Origin of the sequence: uncultured Cytophaga sp., from assembly GCF_937863595.1 — a bacterium.
Classification (GTDB): Bacteria; Bacteroidota; Bacteroidia; order Cytophagales; family Cytophagaceae; genus Cytophaga.
In genome coordinates this window covers 1-16,778 of the sequence record NZ_CALMGQ010000124.1, presented here as the reverse complement: position 1 = coordinate 16,778, position 16,778 = coordinate 1, and the positions used below count along the sequence as shown (strand labels likewise).

At 33.9% G+C, this 16,778-nt stretch carries 16 protein-coding genes; 8 read left to right on the top strand and 8 right to left on the bottom strand.

Features of this window, described 5'->3' with window-relative positions; all coding sequences use genetic code 11:
- The 5 genes from Q0543_RS10870 to Q0543_RS10850 all read left to right on the top strand — a co-directional run.
- Nucleotides 1-633, top strand: a 633-nt coding sequence (locus Q0543_RS10870; protein ID WP_299252620.1) for an SOS response-associated peptidase, incomplete at its 5' end; no start/stop codon positions are given.
- 5 nt (nucleotides 634-638) lie between these two features.
- Nucleotides 639-2,045, top strand: coding sequence for a tRNA and rRNA cytosine-C5-methylase (locus tag Q0543_RS10865; RefSeq protein ID WP_299252617.1), 1,407 nt, complete (start codon nucleotides 639-641; stop codon nucleotides 2,043-2,045).
- A 123-nt stretch (nucleotides 2,046-2,168) separates the two neighbouring features.
- Nucleotides 2,169-4,091: a hypothetical protein gene (locus Q0543_RS10860; RefSeq protein WP_299252614.1), complete on the top strand. Its 1,923-nt coding sequence runs from the start codon at nucleotides 2,169-2,171 to the stop codon at nucleotides 4,089-4,091.
- Between the two features lie 103 nt (nucleotides 4,092-4,194).
- Nucleotides 4,195-5,298 (top strand): hypothetical protein, encoded by a 1,104-nt coding sequence (locus Q0543_RS10855; protein ID WP_299252611.1) that lies wholly within the window; start codon nucleotides 4,195-4,197, stop codon nucleotides 5,296-5,298.
- A 63-nt stretch (nucleotides 5,299-5,361) separates the two neighbouring features.
- On the top strand, nucleotides 5,362-5,760 hold the full coding sequence (locus Q0543_RS10850; protein ID WP_299252608.1) for a gamma-glutamylcyclotransferase family protein: 399 nt from the start codon (nucleotides 5,362-5,364) through the stop codon (nucleotides 5,758-5,760).
- Between the two features lie 102 nt (nucleotides 5,761-5,862).
- Here the strand turns inward: Q0543_RS10850 and Q0543_RS10845 are convergent, their stop codons facing one another.
- The 4 genes from Q0543_RS10845 to nhaA form a co-directional block, all read right to left on the bottom strand.
- A complete protein-coding gene (locus tag Q0543_RS10845; RefSeq protein ID WP_299252605.1) occupies nucleotides 5,863-6,750 on the bottom strand; it encodes a hypothetical protein in 888 nt (295 codons plus the stop codon).
- A gap of 367 nt (nucleotides 6,751-7,117) precedes the next feature.
- Entirely contained in the window at nucleotides 7,118-7,915 is a 798-nt protein-coding gene (locus Q0543_RS10840) for a hypothetical protein (protein ID WP_299252602.1), read from the bottom strand.
- A gap of 110 nt (nucleotides 7,916-8,025) precedes the next feature.
- The gene (locus Q0543_RS10835; protein ID WP_299252599.1) at nucleotides 8,026-8,934 is read right to left on the bottom strand and encodes an ROK family protein; all 909 of its coding nucleotides are present in this window, start codon (nucleotides 8,932-8,934) and stop codon (nucleotides 8,026-8,028) included.
- A gap of 114 nt (nucleotides 8,935-9,048) precedes the next feature.
- A complete protein-coding gene (nhaA, locus tag Q0543_RS10830; RefSeq protein ID WP_299252596.1) occupies nucleotides 9,049-10,215 on the bottom strand; it encodes a Na+/H+ antiporter NhaA in 1,167 nt (388 codons plus the stop codon).
- A gap of 247 nt (nucleotides 10,216-10,462) precedes the next feature.
- On the opposite strand from nhaA, the gene Q0543_RS10825 reads away from it, so the two are divergent.
- A complete protein-coding gene (locus Q0543_RS10825) occupies nucleotides 10,463-11,557 on the top strand; it encodes an AMP-binding protein (RefSeq protein WP_299252593.1) in 1,095 nt (364 codons plus the stop codon).
- A gap of 44 nt (nucleotides 11,558-11,601) precedes the next feature.
- On the opposite strand, the gene Q0543_RS10820 is transcribed toward Q0543_RS10825, so the two are convergent.
- Nucleotides 11,602-12,414 carry a hypothetical protein gene (locus tag Q0543_RS10820; RefSeq protein WP_299252590.1) on the bottom strand — a complete coding sequence of 271 codons (813 nt, stop codon included), beginning with the start codon at nucleotides 12,412-12,414 and terminating at the stop codon, nucleotides 11,602-11,604.
- A gap of 136 nt (nucleotides 12,415-12,550) precedes the next feature.
- Here Q0543_RS10820 and Q0543_RS10815 point away from each other — a divergent pair, with 136 nt between their 5' ends.
- Nucleotides 12,551-13,285: a glycosyltransferase family 25 protein gene (locus Q0543_RS10815; RefSeq protein ID WP_299252587.1), complete on the top strand. Its 735-nt coding sequence runs from the start codon at nucleotides 12,551-12,553 to the stop codon at nucleotides 13,283-13,285.
- Nucleotides 13,286-13,355: 70 nt separating this feature from the next.
- On the opposite strand, the gene Q0543_RS10810 is transcribed toward Q0543_RS10815, so the two are convergent.
- Complete coding sequence (locus Q0543_RS10810; RefSeq protein ID WP_299252584.1) at nucleotides 13,356-13,877, bottom strand: hypothetical protein; 522 nt, start codon at nucleotides 13,875-13,877, stop codon at nucleotides 13,356-13,358.
- A 175-nt stretch (nucleotides 13,878-14,052) separates the two neighbouring features.
- On the opposite strand from Q0543_RS10810, the gene Q0543_RS10805 reads away from it, so the two are divergent.
- Nucleotides 14,053-14,778, top strand: coding sequence for a hypothetical protein (locus tag Q0543_RS10805; protein ID WP_299252581.1), 726 nt, complete (start codon nucleotides 14,053-14,055; stop codon nucleotides 14,776-14,778).
- An 821-nt stretch (nucleotides 14,779-15,599) separates the two neighbouring features.
- Here the strand turns inward: Q0543_RS10805 and Q0543_RS10800 are convergent.
- Complete coding sequence (locus Q0543_RS10800) at nucleotides 15,600-16,379, bottom strand: LexA family transcriptional regulator (protein WP_299252578.1); 780 nt, start codon at nucleotides 16,377-16,379, stop codon at nucleotides 15,600-15,602.
- Nucleotides 16,380-16,395: 16 nt separating this feature from the next.
- The gene (locus tag Q0543_RS10795; protein WP_299252575.1) at nucleotides 16,396-16,584 is read right to left on the bottom strand and encodes a hypothetical protein; all 189 of its coding nucleotides are present in this window, start codon (nucleotides 16,582-16,584) and stop codon (nucleotides 16,396-16,398) included.
- Nucleotides 16,585-16,778: the final 194 nt, after the last annotated feature.

The following is a 16,778-nucleotide window of genomic DNA, read 5'->3' as shown; positions in this document are numbered from 1 at the left end:
CCGGCAAGTTTTAAGCCGCGGTATAACATTGCACCTATGCAAGAATTGCCCGTTATCACGAGCAGAAACCCGAACGAAATTAGTATGATGCGTTGGGGCTTAGTCCCAAGCTGGTCGCTGGATGCAAGTACTGCAGCCAATATGATCAATGCACGTGGCGAAACCATCGGTTCCAAAGTTCCATTCAAACATTGCATCAAAGATCAACGTTGTTTGATTCCTGCAGATGGTTTCTATGAATGGAAAAAAGAAGGCAAACTTAAAGTCCCCTATCGTTTTACATTAGGCAGCGAAGAATTATTTGCTTTTGCTGGCTTATGGGATTCTTGGGAGAACCCAGAAACGGGAGACATACTCAATACGGTTACCATTATTACAACCGAAGCCAATAAATTAGTGAGTGACATACACGAGCGTATGCCCGTTATCTTGCGCAAAGATTTAGAACGCTTATGGATTTCAGAAACGATTACAGACAGTCAGATGAGTAGTTTATTAAAACCCTACGATCCGTTGTCTATGTCGTCTTACAAAGCACACAAAGCAGTGAATGCTGCAGCAAACGACTCTCCAGATTGTTTGCTACATGCACCCAAAATATACCCAGGCGAAACCTTTTCTTTATTCGAATAAGCCACATGACTGAATTTTCATTACCCATTCCCTTCATTACTCAAATGGAGGGAATATTGGGTAATCAGTATACCGCATTTGAGAATGCATTAATGCTGCCATCAAAACGCAGCATTCGTGTACATCCCCATAAATTTCCGAAAGCGCTTTCCTTACAACAGGTTCCTTGGAACAAGCAAGGGTATTGGTTAGACGAAGCAGCAACTGTAACCTACGACCCGCTGTTTCATGCAGGGGCATACTATGTTCAAGAAGCCAGCTCTATGTTTATCGCTCAATTACTAGAAGCCTGCATTCAAGATAAAGAAGAATTAATCGTACTGGATTTATGCGCTGCACCTGGCGGAAAGTCTACCTTAATTTGTGATGTCTTAAATGAAAAACATTTATTGGTTAGCAATGAGGTAATAAAAACCCGCGTACATATTTTAGATGAAAATTTATTAAAGTGGGGATACAACAACGTAATCGTAACGCATAACGACCCAGCCGACTTCGAACGACTCGGTACTTTTTTTGACATCATAGTTGTAGATGCTCCATGTTCAGGAGAAGGCATGTTTCGAAAAGACCACGATGCTGTGAACGAATGGGACCAAGCGCATGTAGATATGTGTTGTTGTAGACAAAAACGTATCTTAAGCGATGTCTGGAAATCATTAAAGCCCGGTGGTATACTGATTTATTCGACTTGTACCTTCAATAAAAAAGAAGATGAAGAAAACATGCGATGGATGCAAGTCGAACATCAGGCGGAAGGAATTGAATTAACGATACCAGCCTTTGAGGGTATTGAAACCTGTATTGACAATGGCATTACGTCCTTCCGATTTTATCCCCATCGCGTTTCTGGGGAAGGTTTTTTTGCAAGCGCCATACGAAAACCTGAAAACGCAGAATGGAACGATCACAGCGGCAAGCGTGAGAAATGGAACAAAGATCGAAAGGTACAGCAAAAACAAATCATTCCAGAACTCGCAAAAACAATTTTAACCAAAGTAGATTCCTACGTTTTTTTACACAAAGAAGAATACCGCAGTTTCTCGGAAATTTTTAAACCAGCCTTGGAACAAATTAGCATGTGCTTAAAAATTTTTCGTGCTGGCACACCACTTGGTATTTTAAAAGGGAAAGACTTTTTACCTGACTCCGCAGTTGCCATGTCCATACATTTAAATAAAGAATTATTCCCTTCCATTGAACTTAGCTACGAAGAAGCAATCAAATATTTGAGCAAGGAAGAATTTGTCTTAGAGCAAGAATCTAAAGGCTGGAACTTGATGTGCTATCAAGGCATTCCACTTGGCTGGATTAAAGCAATGCCAAATCGTTTCAACAACTATTTCCCTCCAGAATGGCGCATACGCAATAAGTGGAACGGAGAAAGTATCCGGTTTATGATTAGCGAATAAATTAATTAATTGACGAATCATTTTACAAATAAAGTAGATGTAATAAATTGCGTCTCTGTAAAAAATAGGATACTATTACATTATCAATACAACTATTTCAAATAAAATAAACACTTCTATTGTATGACCCGAATTACACTTTTCTTTTTCTTGCTACTGAGCATTTCAATCCATACCGTAAATGCACAAAAAATTGATTTGGATAAACGCAAATTCGATACAGAGTTTGCAATATTGCCTACAGATCCAACACTTTCTTACTTCGACCGTTATTCAGTTGATTTTTTTACAGAGCAAGCTACTTTAGATCAAGTAGGGATATCGGTTGCATCCATCAATTCTTTTTTCGATTTGGAAGGGTATGTATATACAAAAGAACAAGCACAATTTAATTATACAATCGCCATTCAAAATCCAATCCCTTTATTAGAAGGAATTGAGGATTTCAACGAAACAGTTAAAAATGCAGATGGTACCACATCGCAAGTGACGAAATATATTGCAGTTTCGGTATGCGCAATACCAACAAATATAAGTTTGCGATTAATTCCATACGGCACCGATATTTATTCTTCTAGTTTTTCTACAAGAAGCTTTCCTACCGTTTATAAATCCGCTCCACAATCCACGCGCGAGGCGGCTCAAGCAATACTGAATCCAAAAACAAAAGGGATTAACAGCGTTGTATTGGATCACTATTCAAATTCATTAAAAGCCGAAATACTTAAATTGAAACGGAAATATTGTTTCCAAACATTTAAATCTTCCAGCTTACTTTGGGAAGTAGATGAAAAAAGTGCGCCAGAATTAGCCCCATTCAACAAAGAAGTAAATGCAGCCTTAGTCATTTTACAAAAACTAACCAAAAGTACGCCCATTGAAAATGCACGTAAAGAAATGGAACCGAGTATTAACTATTGGACAGAGAAAGCTAAAAGTATTCAGGGTGTAGAAAAAAATCAATTGAAACTTAAATATGCGTGTTACTACAATCTTGTTGTGTGTCAATTTTATTTAGAGAATTTTGATGCCTGCATTGCCAATGGGAAATTATTGGTATTGAATGGCTACAATAAAAATGATGGCGTAATTATTCAAAATCAAGCCTTAGAAGCTAAAAAAATGATTAAAGAATCTGGCTTACCAAGCAGACATCAAGACCGACCTGGCTTTAAAGCGACAGAGCGTTTTGAATACACTAAAATTGCAATCAAAAAACTCAACTATATTGAGCAGAATAAACAAGATTTCATCGACATAAAAAATTCATTTCAAGCAATTCCCAAACAAATTCAATCGGATCTGAGAAAACCACAGATTACCGATACCTTGAATTATACGCAATCGTATTTCACCACAATGAAATATGAATGGAATGGCAAACAATATGAATACAAAGAAGGCACCTTTAATGAAGGAAGAGCCATACAGCCTATACAGCGTTATGCGAAGAAATCAACGTATAATTTGGATATATTTAATGAGGTAGGATTAATACCACCTAAAAAAGATGCGCTGGTTGGATTCTCCATGACGTTTAAAACCAATTACAACAATAGTCCTAAATTTGATGCGGATAGTTTATTAGCACTTATAAAAATGTATGCGAAGGACAACATTATGGATATTACTACCTGTGATGATGATACCATTCCATTTTTAAATAACGGTATTTATACTTCTTCAAAAAGAATCTATGGAAAAGAATATCCCAAACTCCTTTCGGCAGATATCCTATTCCAGTTTTATGATTTACAACCAACTACAGGATTGAATGTAAGCAAATTTAAAACGAATACAGGAGATGTATTTACGTTAAAGGTAGCCGAAATTGTTCCGGTTACAATGAATGAAACAACCGTATTTATTGAAAACGATTTTTATAAAATACATCCGAAAGGCTATTTGGTAACATGTGTGATTCCAGAAGTAAAACTCACTAAAATTAATTCAGGTACAGATGAATCGTATAAAAATGAATATACAACCATAAAAAATATACAATTTAAGGTTTTGGTCTTAAGTAATAATGTTGTTAAAAAGTAAAAATATCCATTTCTTTAACGAATAAAATAATTAAGTCTGCTGATCTTTTTAATAAAGCGTAAGACTTAATTATTTTATTTATACTTATAAAAATTTACCATCTATGATTCGAATATCATTTTTAATTTGCTTGATAGCCGTAGTATTCACGCACACGTCATTTGCACAAAATATAGATTTAGATAAAGAAAAATTTAATACGGAGTATACCATCTTACCTACCAATCCTACACTCTCCTATTTCGATACCTATTCTGTTGATTTTTTTGCCGAACAAGCCTTACTTGATCAACTACTCCTTACTACAAACGATATTAATTCTTATTTTGATTTGCCTGGATATGTATTTACCAAAGATCAAGCGCAATTCAACTATTCCATCTCCATACAAAAGCCCATTGAAATATTGAAAATGGTTGAAACAATTCAAGAAACCTATAATAGTACAGATGGAAATGCGAAGTACACAACCAAGTATGTAGCAGTAATTTCGTACTCGATACCCACAACCATTAGTTTAAAATTAATCCCCTATGGAACGGTAGTTTACACGAGTGAATTTTCTACAGCCTTTACGCCAACGGTTTACCGATCTGCTCCACAAATTACAGCAGCTGCAGCACAAAACATGTTAACCTTTGATTCTAAAGGAATCAATGTATATGCACGATCTGCGTATCAAAAATCCTTGCAATCAGAAATTACCAAAATGAAGGTTCAATGTTGTTTTACACCATTTACTTCTTCCAATTTTTTTTGGAAAATCAATGAAAAGAAAGCCCCTGAATATGCCCCATTTAATACGGAAGTTTCAAAAGCCATAAGCATTCTAGAAAAAACAACAAAAAGTACTTCGATAGAAACCATGCGGTTAGAACTTTCAACATCCATGAAATATTGGGGAAATATTATTGCTACCATACAAGCCAATTCTAAAAAAACAATGAAATTAGAATTTGCATGCTTACACAACCTTGCCGTTTGTCAGTATTATTTGGAACAATTTGATACCTGCAAAACGACCTGTAGATCGATGCTGCAATTAAATTACAATAAAAATGAAGTTCAACGAATTTTAGTTGATGCTGAAACAGCACAACGAGAAGTTCGTGCATCGGGCTTAAAAACTAGGCACCAAGACAGAATCGGATTCAGTTCCACAGAAAAATTTCAATACACAAATACGTCTTCACCAATAAAAAAATAATACTCCTATAGGGTATATTGTAGAAATAGATCGGAAGCCAACTTACAAATATCTAGTAAATCAATGTATATATTCGTTTACGGAACACTGAAAAAAGCCTATAAAGAATTAAATCCATTCACGCAGGCATTTCATGAAAATACAGAATGGATATGCGATACAGCTATTAAGGGAAATATCTATTTAATGGATTGGTATCCGGCATTGCAGTTAATAGGTAGTAATGTTGTACATGGAGAAATTTACAAAATTAATAGCCCTGCTCTTTTAGAAAAAATAGATGCATACGAAGATGCCTGCACGGAAGGAGATTATGAGAAATTAGATCCACTGCATCAAGCATCAATTGAATACCTACGCAGGCGCATATCAGTTGAAGGAATGGAATGTTGGGTGTATGAATATATTGGAGAAGTAGATACATCTAAACACATTGAAAGCGGTGTGTTTGAAATGAAGTAATTGAATCCGGTAAAAACGCTTACTAAAAAAATACTATTTTTATTTTTTAATAAAGATATTGAGGATGTGCAGTTCAATCATCCTCAATATCTTCACTATTTTTTAAAAGAATAATCTGAAATAAATATTACTCGTATATGTCATGAAGGTTAAACTTGTAGTATTACCAACTTTAGATTTCGTTTCAACTACTGTTGGGTTTACAAAGCGTTGTGTAGTAGTGTACCCACCAAACGTCTGACTAAATCTTGGACCAGCACCAAAAGCTAAACCTAAAGACATTTTAGGAGCAAAGAAATATTCAGCCCCTGCATTTATATAGATATTAGCAGAAACTGTATTCCCATCATTATGTTGCAGCGTTCTTATTGCCGGATTTCCTTGTCCAGAAAAATTTGCATTATTATTCGTACTTGAAGGTAACAGATTGGTTGTAGAAAATTCGTTACCATAGGTGATTTTATCACTAGAGTTACTCCATCCTAAACCAATGCCGCCTTCAATAAAACGTTGTAGGCGTCTTTGTCCACCGAACCTTTTCTCTAATCCAAATCCTACAGATATATTATTATTTGCACTTTTTTTGGTATCTTTTACCATAGGAAAATCATTTGCTGTTGTATTAATATCATCCCGAACAAAATTACTTTTTGATTGTACTTGAGAATTTACATTAACATTTAAATTGTATACCAAGGTATTGGTTTTAAAATAACCTACAGAAATATTTGTCCCACTAAAGATATTGCCAGGATTATAATTATTTCCAGCTGTATTAAATAAATTACCAAGGTAGCCAAACAAATTACCCGTTCCTCCACTAACAGACCAATCTCCTGCAACAGGCAAAATCGGATGTCCTTTTTTAGACAGTAATATTGGTTCTTCGTTTTGTGAAACAGATCCTGCAGACATTACCTTAGTAGTATCTTGTGCCCACACATTCATACCTATCATTAAAAATGATACGAAAACAATTGCTTTTTTCATTGATTTAAAATTTTGGTTTGGTTGGTCATTAAATTTTATTTAGCAGATAAAAAATGTTTATTAATATAAAAAAGCGTGAACGAAAAAACATTTACACCTCTTCAAAAACGTAACAAACACCAATAATTATCTGTCTAAATGGGTACATTAAAATTAAAAACCGTAAGGTCTTTAAACATTTAACGAACACTAATCTAAATATAGTATCTATTATTCAACATTTGTGATTTTTTTCAATTATCACACATTACAATACTGGATTTAAATTTATTCTAAACAATTATTAAAATTTCATTAGATAATTGAATGCATTCATTAAAAAAGAATGGTAACAACTATTAAATTGGAATATCTGAAATGGAATACTTTAGTTGTGCACCTTCAATAATAGATCAATTTGAATTTTAGTCAGAGTATTTAAATAATCTAGTACCACACGAGGTTCTTTATTAAGTATAAAAGTTAAACTATCATTTTTTAGTTTTCTTAATAAGAATCTATTTTCTTCAGGATATATCTTATCCAATCCACCTATTATTTCCATATTTTCATCATATCCACCTGTATTAGACATCATTTCATTTTTAATATTTTCAAGCGTATTTATAGTGAATAAATCAATGGAGCTATCCTTATTTATTTGATTGTACAATTTCCTTTCAATCTTATTTAAGTCATTAAATTCTGTATGTAACATCTTAGCATAATCATCACTTGAAAGTTGTTTAGGCATATAAATTCCAACGAAGATGAACATTGGCATTGCGATTAAAACAAATTCAATTACAAAGATGGATTGGATCTGTTTCCTATTTAAAAAAACATATAAACAACCAATAATTATCGTACTAAAAGAAAGCCCAAAAGCAATTACATTCATTGGACCAGCAAATGGCCAATGCATAGACATAAAAAGCCGTTGAACAACTAAACTAATAAATGTTCCTTGAATAAAAAGAAGCAAGGGGTATCTAAGCACAAGTTTTTCAACCTTGAGATCCGTTTCTTCTTTCTTAAAAATGGACAAATAATAAAGACCTATTGTTGGCTGAAGAATACATAGCAACAAAAAACCGAATGCTTTAGTCGTTTTAAAAAAGCACAATACAAAACCAATTAGTAATACTATAGCAAAAATGAGTTGTATGAGTTTTTTATTTTTCATAATATGTTTTAAAGATCTTATTAAAACATAAATGCCCGTCGTTAACGGGCATTTATTGTTTATATAATTACGTTGTCTTGTAACTAGGAACTACTACCTAGCAACTAAACTTAAATCGCTTCCATGATCAAGCCTGCAGCGCCTAACAATCCTGCATCATTCTCTAAGGTTGCTTTACCAATATACATTTCATCTGTATAATATGGAGGTAGATATTTCATCATCTCTTTTTTCAAGTTTGGCATAAAGTAATCAAATGCACCTGAAATACCACCACCTAATAAAATGTTATTGATATCCAATACACGTACCATACTCACCAAACTTTCTCCGATTAGGGTACCAATATGTCCCCAAACCGCGATAGCCAAAGCATCGCCTTTAGAAGCATGATCTGCAATTACTTTTGGAGACAACACCTTTTCACCATGTAAGCTACTCGTTGCATAGGTTGCTAATGCCATTTGTGATTTTGTATAATCAATCATGTGATTGATACCAACTCTATTCTCTAAGGTATCACCTGTAGTAGTCAGCATGTGACCAACTTCAGTACCATTACCACGACCGCCAATGAATAACTTGCCGTTCATAATTACACCTGCACCAACACCCGTACCTAATGCCAAAAGTAAAAATGTTGACATGCGTTTATTACTACCAAAATAATACTCCCCTAAAGCAGCACATTTTGCATCGTTTTCTATTTTGAAATGAATTTGTGGAAATTCAGAACGAAGTATTTCAACGATGGGTACATTTTTAATGGAAGGGATATTAGGTAAAAAAACAACTTTCGTACGATCTAAGGATAACAAACCCGGCCAACCAATACCTACTCCTTTTACAATAGGATACTTTTTCAAATATTCACCTATTTCTTTTTTCATAGATTCAACAAAGCCCAAACCATTTACCCAATCTGCCGTCATAAAACGTGTTGAGTGTTTAATTTCGCCTTCTGGTGTAACCAATCCAAATTTAACCGAAGTTCCTCCAACGTCTATTCCTAAAATCATGTTATACGATTATTAATTTATCAATTTGCGAAATAATACCTAATCAACAGTTATTAGGTACTATGTTTTAAATCTAAGAAAAACTCCTTGATTATGAAATACATTTATACAGAACTACTCAATATCATCTTGAAATTCGGGATCAATTTGCTCTTTCAAGGTAATTCTTAACACAATTAAGCCAATGATTGCTGCAACGAGCGATGAAATCATGATTGCTATTTTTGATTCTGATATAAATAAATGATTATCAAATGCCAATAAGGTTATGAAAATGGACATAGTAAATCCAATTCCACCCAAACAAGCAGCGCCAAATACTTGAGCCCACTTTAAATCTTTTGGAATTGTACATATCCCAATTGCTACGGCAATAGCACAAAACAGCATGATACCTAAAGGTTTACCAATAACTAAACCCATAAAAATACCAATACTATTGGAGCTTAATAAACCTTCCGCAAACTCAGGTTCAATCAAAATACACGTGTTCGCTAAAGCGAAAACAGGTAAAATAATAAATGCAACTGGCTTCACTAAGAAATGCTCCCACTTAATAGATATAGAGTCTTCTTCACCTGTTCCAAAAGGCAAAACAAAAGCCAACATTACGCCTGTAATAGTTGGGTGAACGCCAGAATGTAACATGAAATACCACATTCCAATTCCACCTAAAATGTACAACCACATATTTTGAACCTTCATTCTATTCAAAATAAATAACAAGCCTAGAATGCCGATTGAAATACCCAAATTAACAAAATCCAATCCTTTAGAATAAAAGATTGCAATGGTAAAAATTGCACCTAAGTCATCAATGACAGCTAATGCAGTAAGAAATATTTTTAAGGATAATGGAACGCGATTGCCCAACAAGGATAATACACCAATAGCAAAAGCAATATCTGTAGCCATTGGTATGCCTGCACCCGATTGAAACTCTGTACCTGTATTAAAATATAAATGGATTGCAGCAGGCACCAACATACCACCAAGTGCTGCAACGATGGGTAATAATGCCTTTTTAAAATTAGATAATTCACCTGCATACACTTCACGCTCCAACTCCAGACCAATCAACAAAAAGAATATGGTCATTAAACCGTCATTCACATAATGCTCAATCGAAAATCCACCTACATGCATTTCCCAAAAGCCAATGTATTGGTGTCCGAAGGAAGAGTTTGCAATTAAAAGAGATGTAAGTGTCGCAAGAATTAGAATTATCCCTCCTGCTTTTTCATTTTCTAGAAAATTCTTATAAATCTGTGTGACTTTCATGCGGCGTAATATGATTATTAGGATATTCATTGCTATTCGATTAACAAAAATAGAAAGTTCTACAAAAGTATGGTAACAGAAGAGTGAAATAGAATAAAAAAAAATGCAATTAACTAGCATTGAACAGCTTAAAATTAACCTTGATTATACATGTTCTGCATTTTGCCAATACATACTTGTTCTTTTTAAAGAAAGGATTAGTTTTAACAATTCGAACAAAAAAGATTGTCTAAAATTAAATCATTTTATGTCTCAAGCATTTCAACTACATATTGCAAATGAACTCTATCGTGCGGAAGATATTCTACATTGGAATGAAACACATGCAGACCCATATGTATATGATGTATTGATGTATTGTAAAAAATGGCTCAGTGGCCATGATGTATTTGAACTGAATACTTCTGGCTCTACGGGTACGCCTAAAACCATTCCTATTAAAAGAGAACAAATTGTAGCAAGCGCAACCTTAAGCTTACATTTTTTTAATTTAAAAGCGGGAGACAAAGTTTGTTGCCCTTTGAGCATCTACGTTGTAGGCGGACAAATGATGTTGTATCGAAGTATGATTGGAGGTTTGGACTTATATGTCATTCCACCATCGAAAAATTTAGAGGGCTTAGATACCACTATCTCCTATGTGTTTATGCCCATTTCGGGCTTACAATTGTTTGGGGTATTATCGCAAGGCAATCAAGAAAAAATACAGACACTCAACCAACTCCACAACTTATTGATTGGTGGCAGTAGTATTTCCAATGGATTGTTAGTACGCATACATCAAACGTTGCGCTGCACCGTATGGCATTCATACGGCATGACTGAAACAGTTTCTCATGTAGCGATGAAGAATGTATGGCCTAAAAATGAAGAAGCTTATACATTATTAGAAGGGGTAGAAATGGATATAGACGAACGTTCGTGTTTGAGAATTAAAGGAGCTGTTACCCAACACGCCTGGATTCAAACAAATGATTGTGTAAGTCTACGGGATAAAACACATTTTAATTTTCTGGGCAGAGTAGATTTTACCGTAAATTCTGGAGGTATAAAAATACAAGTTGAACCTATAGAAAAAAAAGTAGATTCATTATTTGATTCACTGAGTATCGGCACTCCTTTCTTTGTTGGCGCTGTGGCAGATGATGTATTGGGCGAAAAACTTACTTTATTTATAAACGATGTAGATTGGAGTACAGAGAAGAAAGAATTGATTTTAATAAAATTGATTGAATTACTACCAAAATATCATGTTCCAAAATCCATTTTCTGTATTGAATTTGACTATACGGCATCTGGAAAAATAGATCGAAAAAAAACCATTCAAAAAATAAGGCGATAGAAAATTAAATTTCCATCGCCTTAGTAAATGTATTTATTGCCTTATTATTTTTTACTCAAGGGGATATTTATACCGGCAGACATAATCAATTGCAGTGATAAGAAATTTTGTTTTGCGATACCTTCCCCATAAATTTTATCATGTGTATAGCGAACATAGGCACCTTTCATAGAAGCTTCCAAAAAGAAATAACGGTATATATCATATCGAACAGCCCCGCCAACAGTAAATAAATAACCTGCTAATCTAAACGGTCCATCTCTTTCATTACCAAGAATTACGGATTGCGTCTTTGGAATTAACATACCGCCACCAAATTTTGAAATTAAACTTAATTTATGGTTTCCACTTTTAGAATTAATAAACGTAAATCTTTTAAGTAAGCTTACTGTTAAATAATTATTCCCGTTGGTATGTTCGTAATGCCAAAAATTATAATTTATTGTTGTGTCTTGATCGTATTGAACGCCACGAATTTGTCCCGTCATATGAACCGTTTGCCCTTCGTCTACAATATATTTCAAGTGATCCCAACCACCTTCAATACCCCAATCTCCTTTGTTGTTAAAAAAATATCCTCCATAAAAAACGTACTGCGGTACGGTTAGTGGACGATTAAAAAAATCACTCATATCTCTCCGATCGCTTGCTTTTACTTGATGCATCGTAATGTCGTAATTATCATCCCGATCATTTTTAAATTGAACATCACTTTTACCATAAAAATCTTTTTGATATCCCCAAGTAACATAAAATGTACCGTGCATTTTTTTCTTTTTTGCAGCAGTTGAATCCTGCGCGAATAAACATTGCATTGCCAATAAAGAAAGTAATATTGTACTGTATACGTATTTCATAATTCCGTTTATAATTCCTTTAAAATTACACAATTCGGTTTAGATATAACAGAATTCGAGCTATTTAAAATTATTCTATCCACTATATGTCAATCAGAAGAATACTTTCATTTAGTTTTTTTGCTATTTTTACATTATGGTAAAACAAATAGGAATTGATGGCATTTATGTAATACACGCAAAACAAGGATATGAAATCCATGAAGACCATGTAAATACCTTATTTAAAAAACATAGACTGGAACATACCTTTATGACAGATGGTGACCCAAGTTTATTTAACGATACGTTGCTGAATACCTACTTTACACCAACAATAAAAGATAAGCTATCAATAGGTGTTTTGTCCTGTACATTAAACCATATTTTGTCTTATGAAGCTGCTTTAAAAAACAAAAATCGGTTTGCGTTGATATTTGAAAATGATCCTTTTTTTTTAGGTGACTTTGTTCGCGATATCACTCGCATAATAGAAGAAGCGAAAACTCTTGAACCTGGATTTATCATTTCTTTAGAAAATACATCCTTGCGTTTCCCCAAGTATAAAACCATAAAAAGAAACAAACATCTATATCCAGCAACACAAGGCCGTTGTGCTGGTGCATACTTAATAGATTCAAAAGGAATTGAAAATATCTTAACAGAACTCAAAACAACTAAATGCAACGAGGTAATTGATTGGTGGCATAATGGTTTAATTGAAAAAAATATAATAAAAATGTATTGGGCCTACCCTGCTATTACAGAACAAGGTTCTCACAATGGACTCTTATCATCTACCATTTCCACAAAAGAGCGAAGCACCAAAAGACGCATTAAATGGTTTATACAACGCATGTACAAGACACACTTTTTACGCTACATAAAGTAAAAAAAACCTCCTGAAAAATATTTTTCAGGAGGTTTTTTTTACTTTATATTATTGAATAATTCAATAATTTCTATCTGTATTTCTTAAGTAAATCGTCTGCGATTTTTTTCTCATCCAATACTACTGGTACTTTAGTAATATCTACCGGACAAAAACATTCTATTTTTTCAAAATCTGTTATACGCAAGGCTACATTAGGCAATCCTTGATCTTTATCTTTTGAGCTTACATCCATAAATTCAAAATCCAAGATGGCAAGCAAACTCGAATCAACTTTTGATTTTGATAAGATCTCAACAACTTTTGCTTTTAAAAAATCTGAATGTGTTAAATTTAAAGAAGCCAATTTAATTTCTATCAAACGTTCTCTAAAATCATAATATTCATCTTTGATTGCGCCCATCAACTCATCAGCAAAAGCTTCATCATTGTAATCACTTTCGTCAATAAATTCTGTAGCGATTAATTCTTCGCCCCAAATTTTTAATATTAAATCAGATTCCTCAACTACGAGTTCAATCTCATTTTCGCGAAGTTTGATGCCTGCTTCTTCTTCCGCTAATTCTATTAATTTTTCAGTAAGGATGTTCATTGTGTTTGAATTCTACTATATCATTCATCAATTGTACTTCTGCTTTTATTACATGAAGTCTATTTGATTTCAAATATAAAAATTTAATTTGTCGTTTTGAAAATGTAAATTGTTTAAATATTCATTTAAGATACGGAATTAATTAAATTCCACCCTATAAAAATAATAAGTTGCCATGAATTTTAAAAACATTCACATAGAATATCATTATTTAGATGTTCCTGCTCCCTTTTGCTACACAAAAACCATTACCATACAGCCTACTGCTACATCTTTAAAACTTGAATATAAACTTGAATACACAGACAGGGAGGACTTTACGATTGAAGAATTGGAAGAAGAAGGTTTCAGTGGCGAAGATGATGAAAGTTGGAAAGGCGAAATTCACCTCAATTGGTTATCACCCATTACAAGTCTTCTAGCACTTCCCAAGGGGGAAAAAGCAACATCAGCCAACGAAAGTTTGGTACAAGTAGATAATACCCCTTTTCAAACCTACGGACAAGAAAGTAACTGGGATTATTTTATACAAGAACTAACCCAAGCCATTTACGAAACGGCAACTTGGGAACAGGTATTAACGATACGATATTGTAAAAAAGATCAAGAAAAAGCACCTATTCAAAAGTTACAGATATCGTTTGCAAAGCGATCGGCTCAATCCATCACCGATAATAAACAAGTAGAAATAAACTGGGATCTGATCCAACAACTATTAAAAGTTTATTACCTGCAAGAATTTAGAGAAGGAGAACACAACAAAAAAATCCCAAATGAAGTGGGAACATATACTGACCCTAGCGATGGATTGTGGTATGAAATTAACAAATCTTCTTCCAATTTAAATGCTACTCAAAAGGAAAGTTTAATGAGCATATTGGAAGGTATTTTTAAGAAATAAGTTATTTGAATTCAATAGGTTGATCGATTTCTAGTCAAGTATTTTGTCTGAATTGGGATTCGTAGGATTTGGGGATTTATTGGATGCTTGCAATGTGATAGACTTCCCTCTAGCTTACTTCTTGAAGTACCTGTGATTCTATTTAATTTTAATAGCAATCAGTGAACAGCTCACAAATGGCAAGTTGCGAGGTTCCAGTTGCTAGTTGCTAGACAAAGTAATAAGTAAGGAATTGTGAATGCAGCGTGCAAATATTAAAAGGTTGTGCCTTTTCCGGCCAACAAGCTTAACGCCACTATCCTGTTCATAGGCATTAGCAGTTGTTTGGTCGAAAGAAAACAACAATGCACAGAAAGCTATCCATTATGATTTCTATGGATTAACACCTGCATTATCCTAATCATTATCCTAATCATTATCGTATCGTTTTGTATAGCTTTATAGCATAAAAATATTTATAGGTTTCCTTACTATTCGGATCTAGCAAATGAATGGTACCATCATAGTGCAGCAGTTTGTTGGCCGCTGGCACAACAAAGGGTTGGGTAGTGTATAGGTAAGAAAAAAATCGTGCATTCGAGCGTCAGATGAGAGAATAGCATCTGACCTCGGAATAAGCACTTTAGTCGAGTTGAAAAAATGGATTTATGAAAAAAGTATTGAGTATGAAATACAAAGTACAGAGTACATTTTTTTTCTGGGCAATTGTAATATTTAGTAAAACGACTAATACGTATGCATAACTCGGAAGAATAATTTCTTAAATATTGAGGTGTAAATTCTCGCTACTTTGTACTTTATACTCCGTACTTAGTACTTTCTCAATCATTCGATAATTTATTCATCTGCTTCTGCAAGCCACTAACGATGGCTGATAGTTTTTCTACAGACATATCTGGTTTGGGGAAATCCGTACTTATATATGCTTTGGATTCCCAGATTTCCAATACATCCTCAATAGATACATCGTAGGGTTCGTAAGCTGGATTGTCAGAAATCAATTTTAATGTCTCCGTTTTCTTGATATTATTTTGAACGCGTTTGTATACGATCCCTTCATTTACGGTAACCAATACGTAGGTTTGTTGATCTTTTAAGGAACTCCAATTTTCAACGTATTGCCCTACAATCAAACTACCACTTGCTAAAGGCAACATAGAATCTCCTTTGATTTCAAAGGCACGATATGTTCCGCTTCCACTAAATATGGGAAGATAAAATTTAGGAAGTTCTGCTACATATTCCGGATCGGAGTAACCATTTAAATAACCTGCCGCAGCCTTCTCAGGCACAAGCTGAATATTTTCGTTATCGTCTTTATCAACGGTTATCGCTAAGACACGTAACTTCTTACCTTCGATATCTTTATTAAACGCTTCTTTTCGTTTATCAGGATCTTGTAAGCTTTCAGAAATAAGCAAATCAACGGTGGCACCAAACAAGCGTGACAAACTTGTTAATGTTTCTAAGCCTGGCTCTGCTCTACCTTCTTCATATGCACCAAGTAAGGAACGCTTAATACCAACCTTTTGAGCCAACTGCTCTTGAGTTAAACCCAATTGTTTTCTAAAGTACTTAATATTCTCACTGATCAAACTCATAGTAGTGTGTTTAAATTTATGCGACTGTTTTAAGAGAAAATTGATTGGACAATGTTCTCAACACTTCGCTCATTCTCATGCCTGTTGCATCCATTTCAACCGATAGTATGTAATTACTTTCTGAAGATTGATACGATATGCCTGCACGAACTGTAGACTTGCTAGAGCGGCAACGGCGAATCAAATATACTAGTTTTGTTGTCATATTGTTAATATTTTTAGTAAAACTAATGCACAATATTCAAATTGCCAAATTTTTTAGCAAATATTTTATAGATTGATAGTAAACGAGTTAATGAGTATATGAGTAAAAATATGTCCATAAACCCATAAATAGCTCAATCCTGTGTATATTGGCACGTTAAATAATACTAAAAAAATGAGTATAAAATTTCTTAC

Bases quoted from the DNA above. Each gene is read 5' to 3' on its own strand.
- Q0543_RS10865 (WP_299252617.1), top strand. From the start codon at position 639: ATGACTGAATTTTCATTACCCATTCCCTTCATTACTCAAATGGAGGGA.
- Q0543_RS10860 (WP_299252614.1), top strand. From the start codon at position 2,169: ATGACCCGAATTACACTTTTCTTTTTCTTGCTACTGAGCATTTCAATC.
- Q0543_RS10855 (WP_299252611.1), top strand. From the start codon at position 4,195: ATGATTCGAATATCATTTTTAATTTGCTTGATAGCCGTAGTATTCACG.
- Q0543_RS10850 (WP_299252608.1), top strand. From the start codon at position 5,362: ATGTATATATTCGTTTACGGAACACTGAAAAAAGCCTATAAAGAATTA.
- Q0543_RS10845 (WP_299252605.1), bottom strand. From the start codon at position 6,750: ATGAAAAAAGCAATTGTTTTCGTATCATTTTTAATGATAGGTATGAAT.
- Q0543_RS10840 (WP_299252602.1), bottom strand. From the start codon at position 7,915: ATGAAAAATAAAAAACTCATACAACTCATTTTTGCTATAGTATTACTA.
- Q0543_RS10835 (WP_299252599.1), bottom strand. From the start codon at position 8,934: ATGATTTTAGGAATAGACGTTGGAGGAACTTCGGTTAAATTTGGATTG.
- nhaA (WP_299252596.1), bottom strand. From the start codon at position 10,215: ATGAAAGTCACACAGATTTATAAGAATTTTCTAGAAAATGAAAAAGCA.
- Q0543_RS10825 (WP_299252593.1), top strand. From the start codon at position 10,463: ATGTCTCAAGCATTTCAACTACATATTGCAAATGAACTCTATCGTGCG.
- Q0543_RS10820 (WP_299252590.1), bottom strand. From the start codon at position 12,414: ATGAAATACGTATACAGTACAATATTACTTTCTTTATTGGCAATGCAA.
- Q0543_RS10815 (WP_299252587.1), top strand. From the start codon at position 12,551: ATGGTAAAACAAATAGGAATTGATGGCATTTATGTAATACACGCAAAA.
- Q0543_RS10810 (WP_299252584.1), bottom strand. From the start codon at position 13,877: ATGAACATCCTTACTGAAAAATTAATAGAATTAGCGGAAGAAGAAGCA.
- Q0543_RS10805 (WP_299252581.1), top strand. From the start codon at position 14,053: ATGAATTTTAAAAACATTCACATAGAATATCATTATTTAGATGTTCCT.
- Q0543_RS10800 (WP_299252578.1), bottom strand. From the start codon at position 16,379: ATGAGTTTGATCAGTGAGAATATTAAGTACTTTAGAAAACAATTGGGT.
- Q0543_RS10795 (WP_299252575.1), bottom strand. From the start codon at position 16,584: ATGACAACAAAACTAGTATATTTGATTCGCCGTTGCCGCTCTAGCAAG.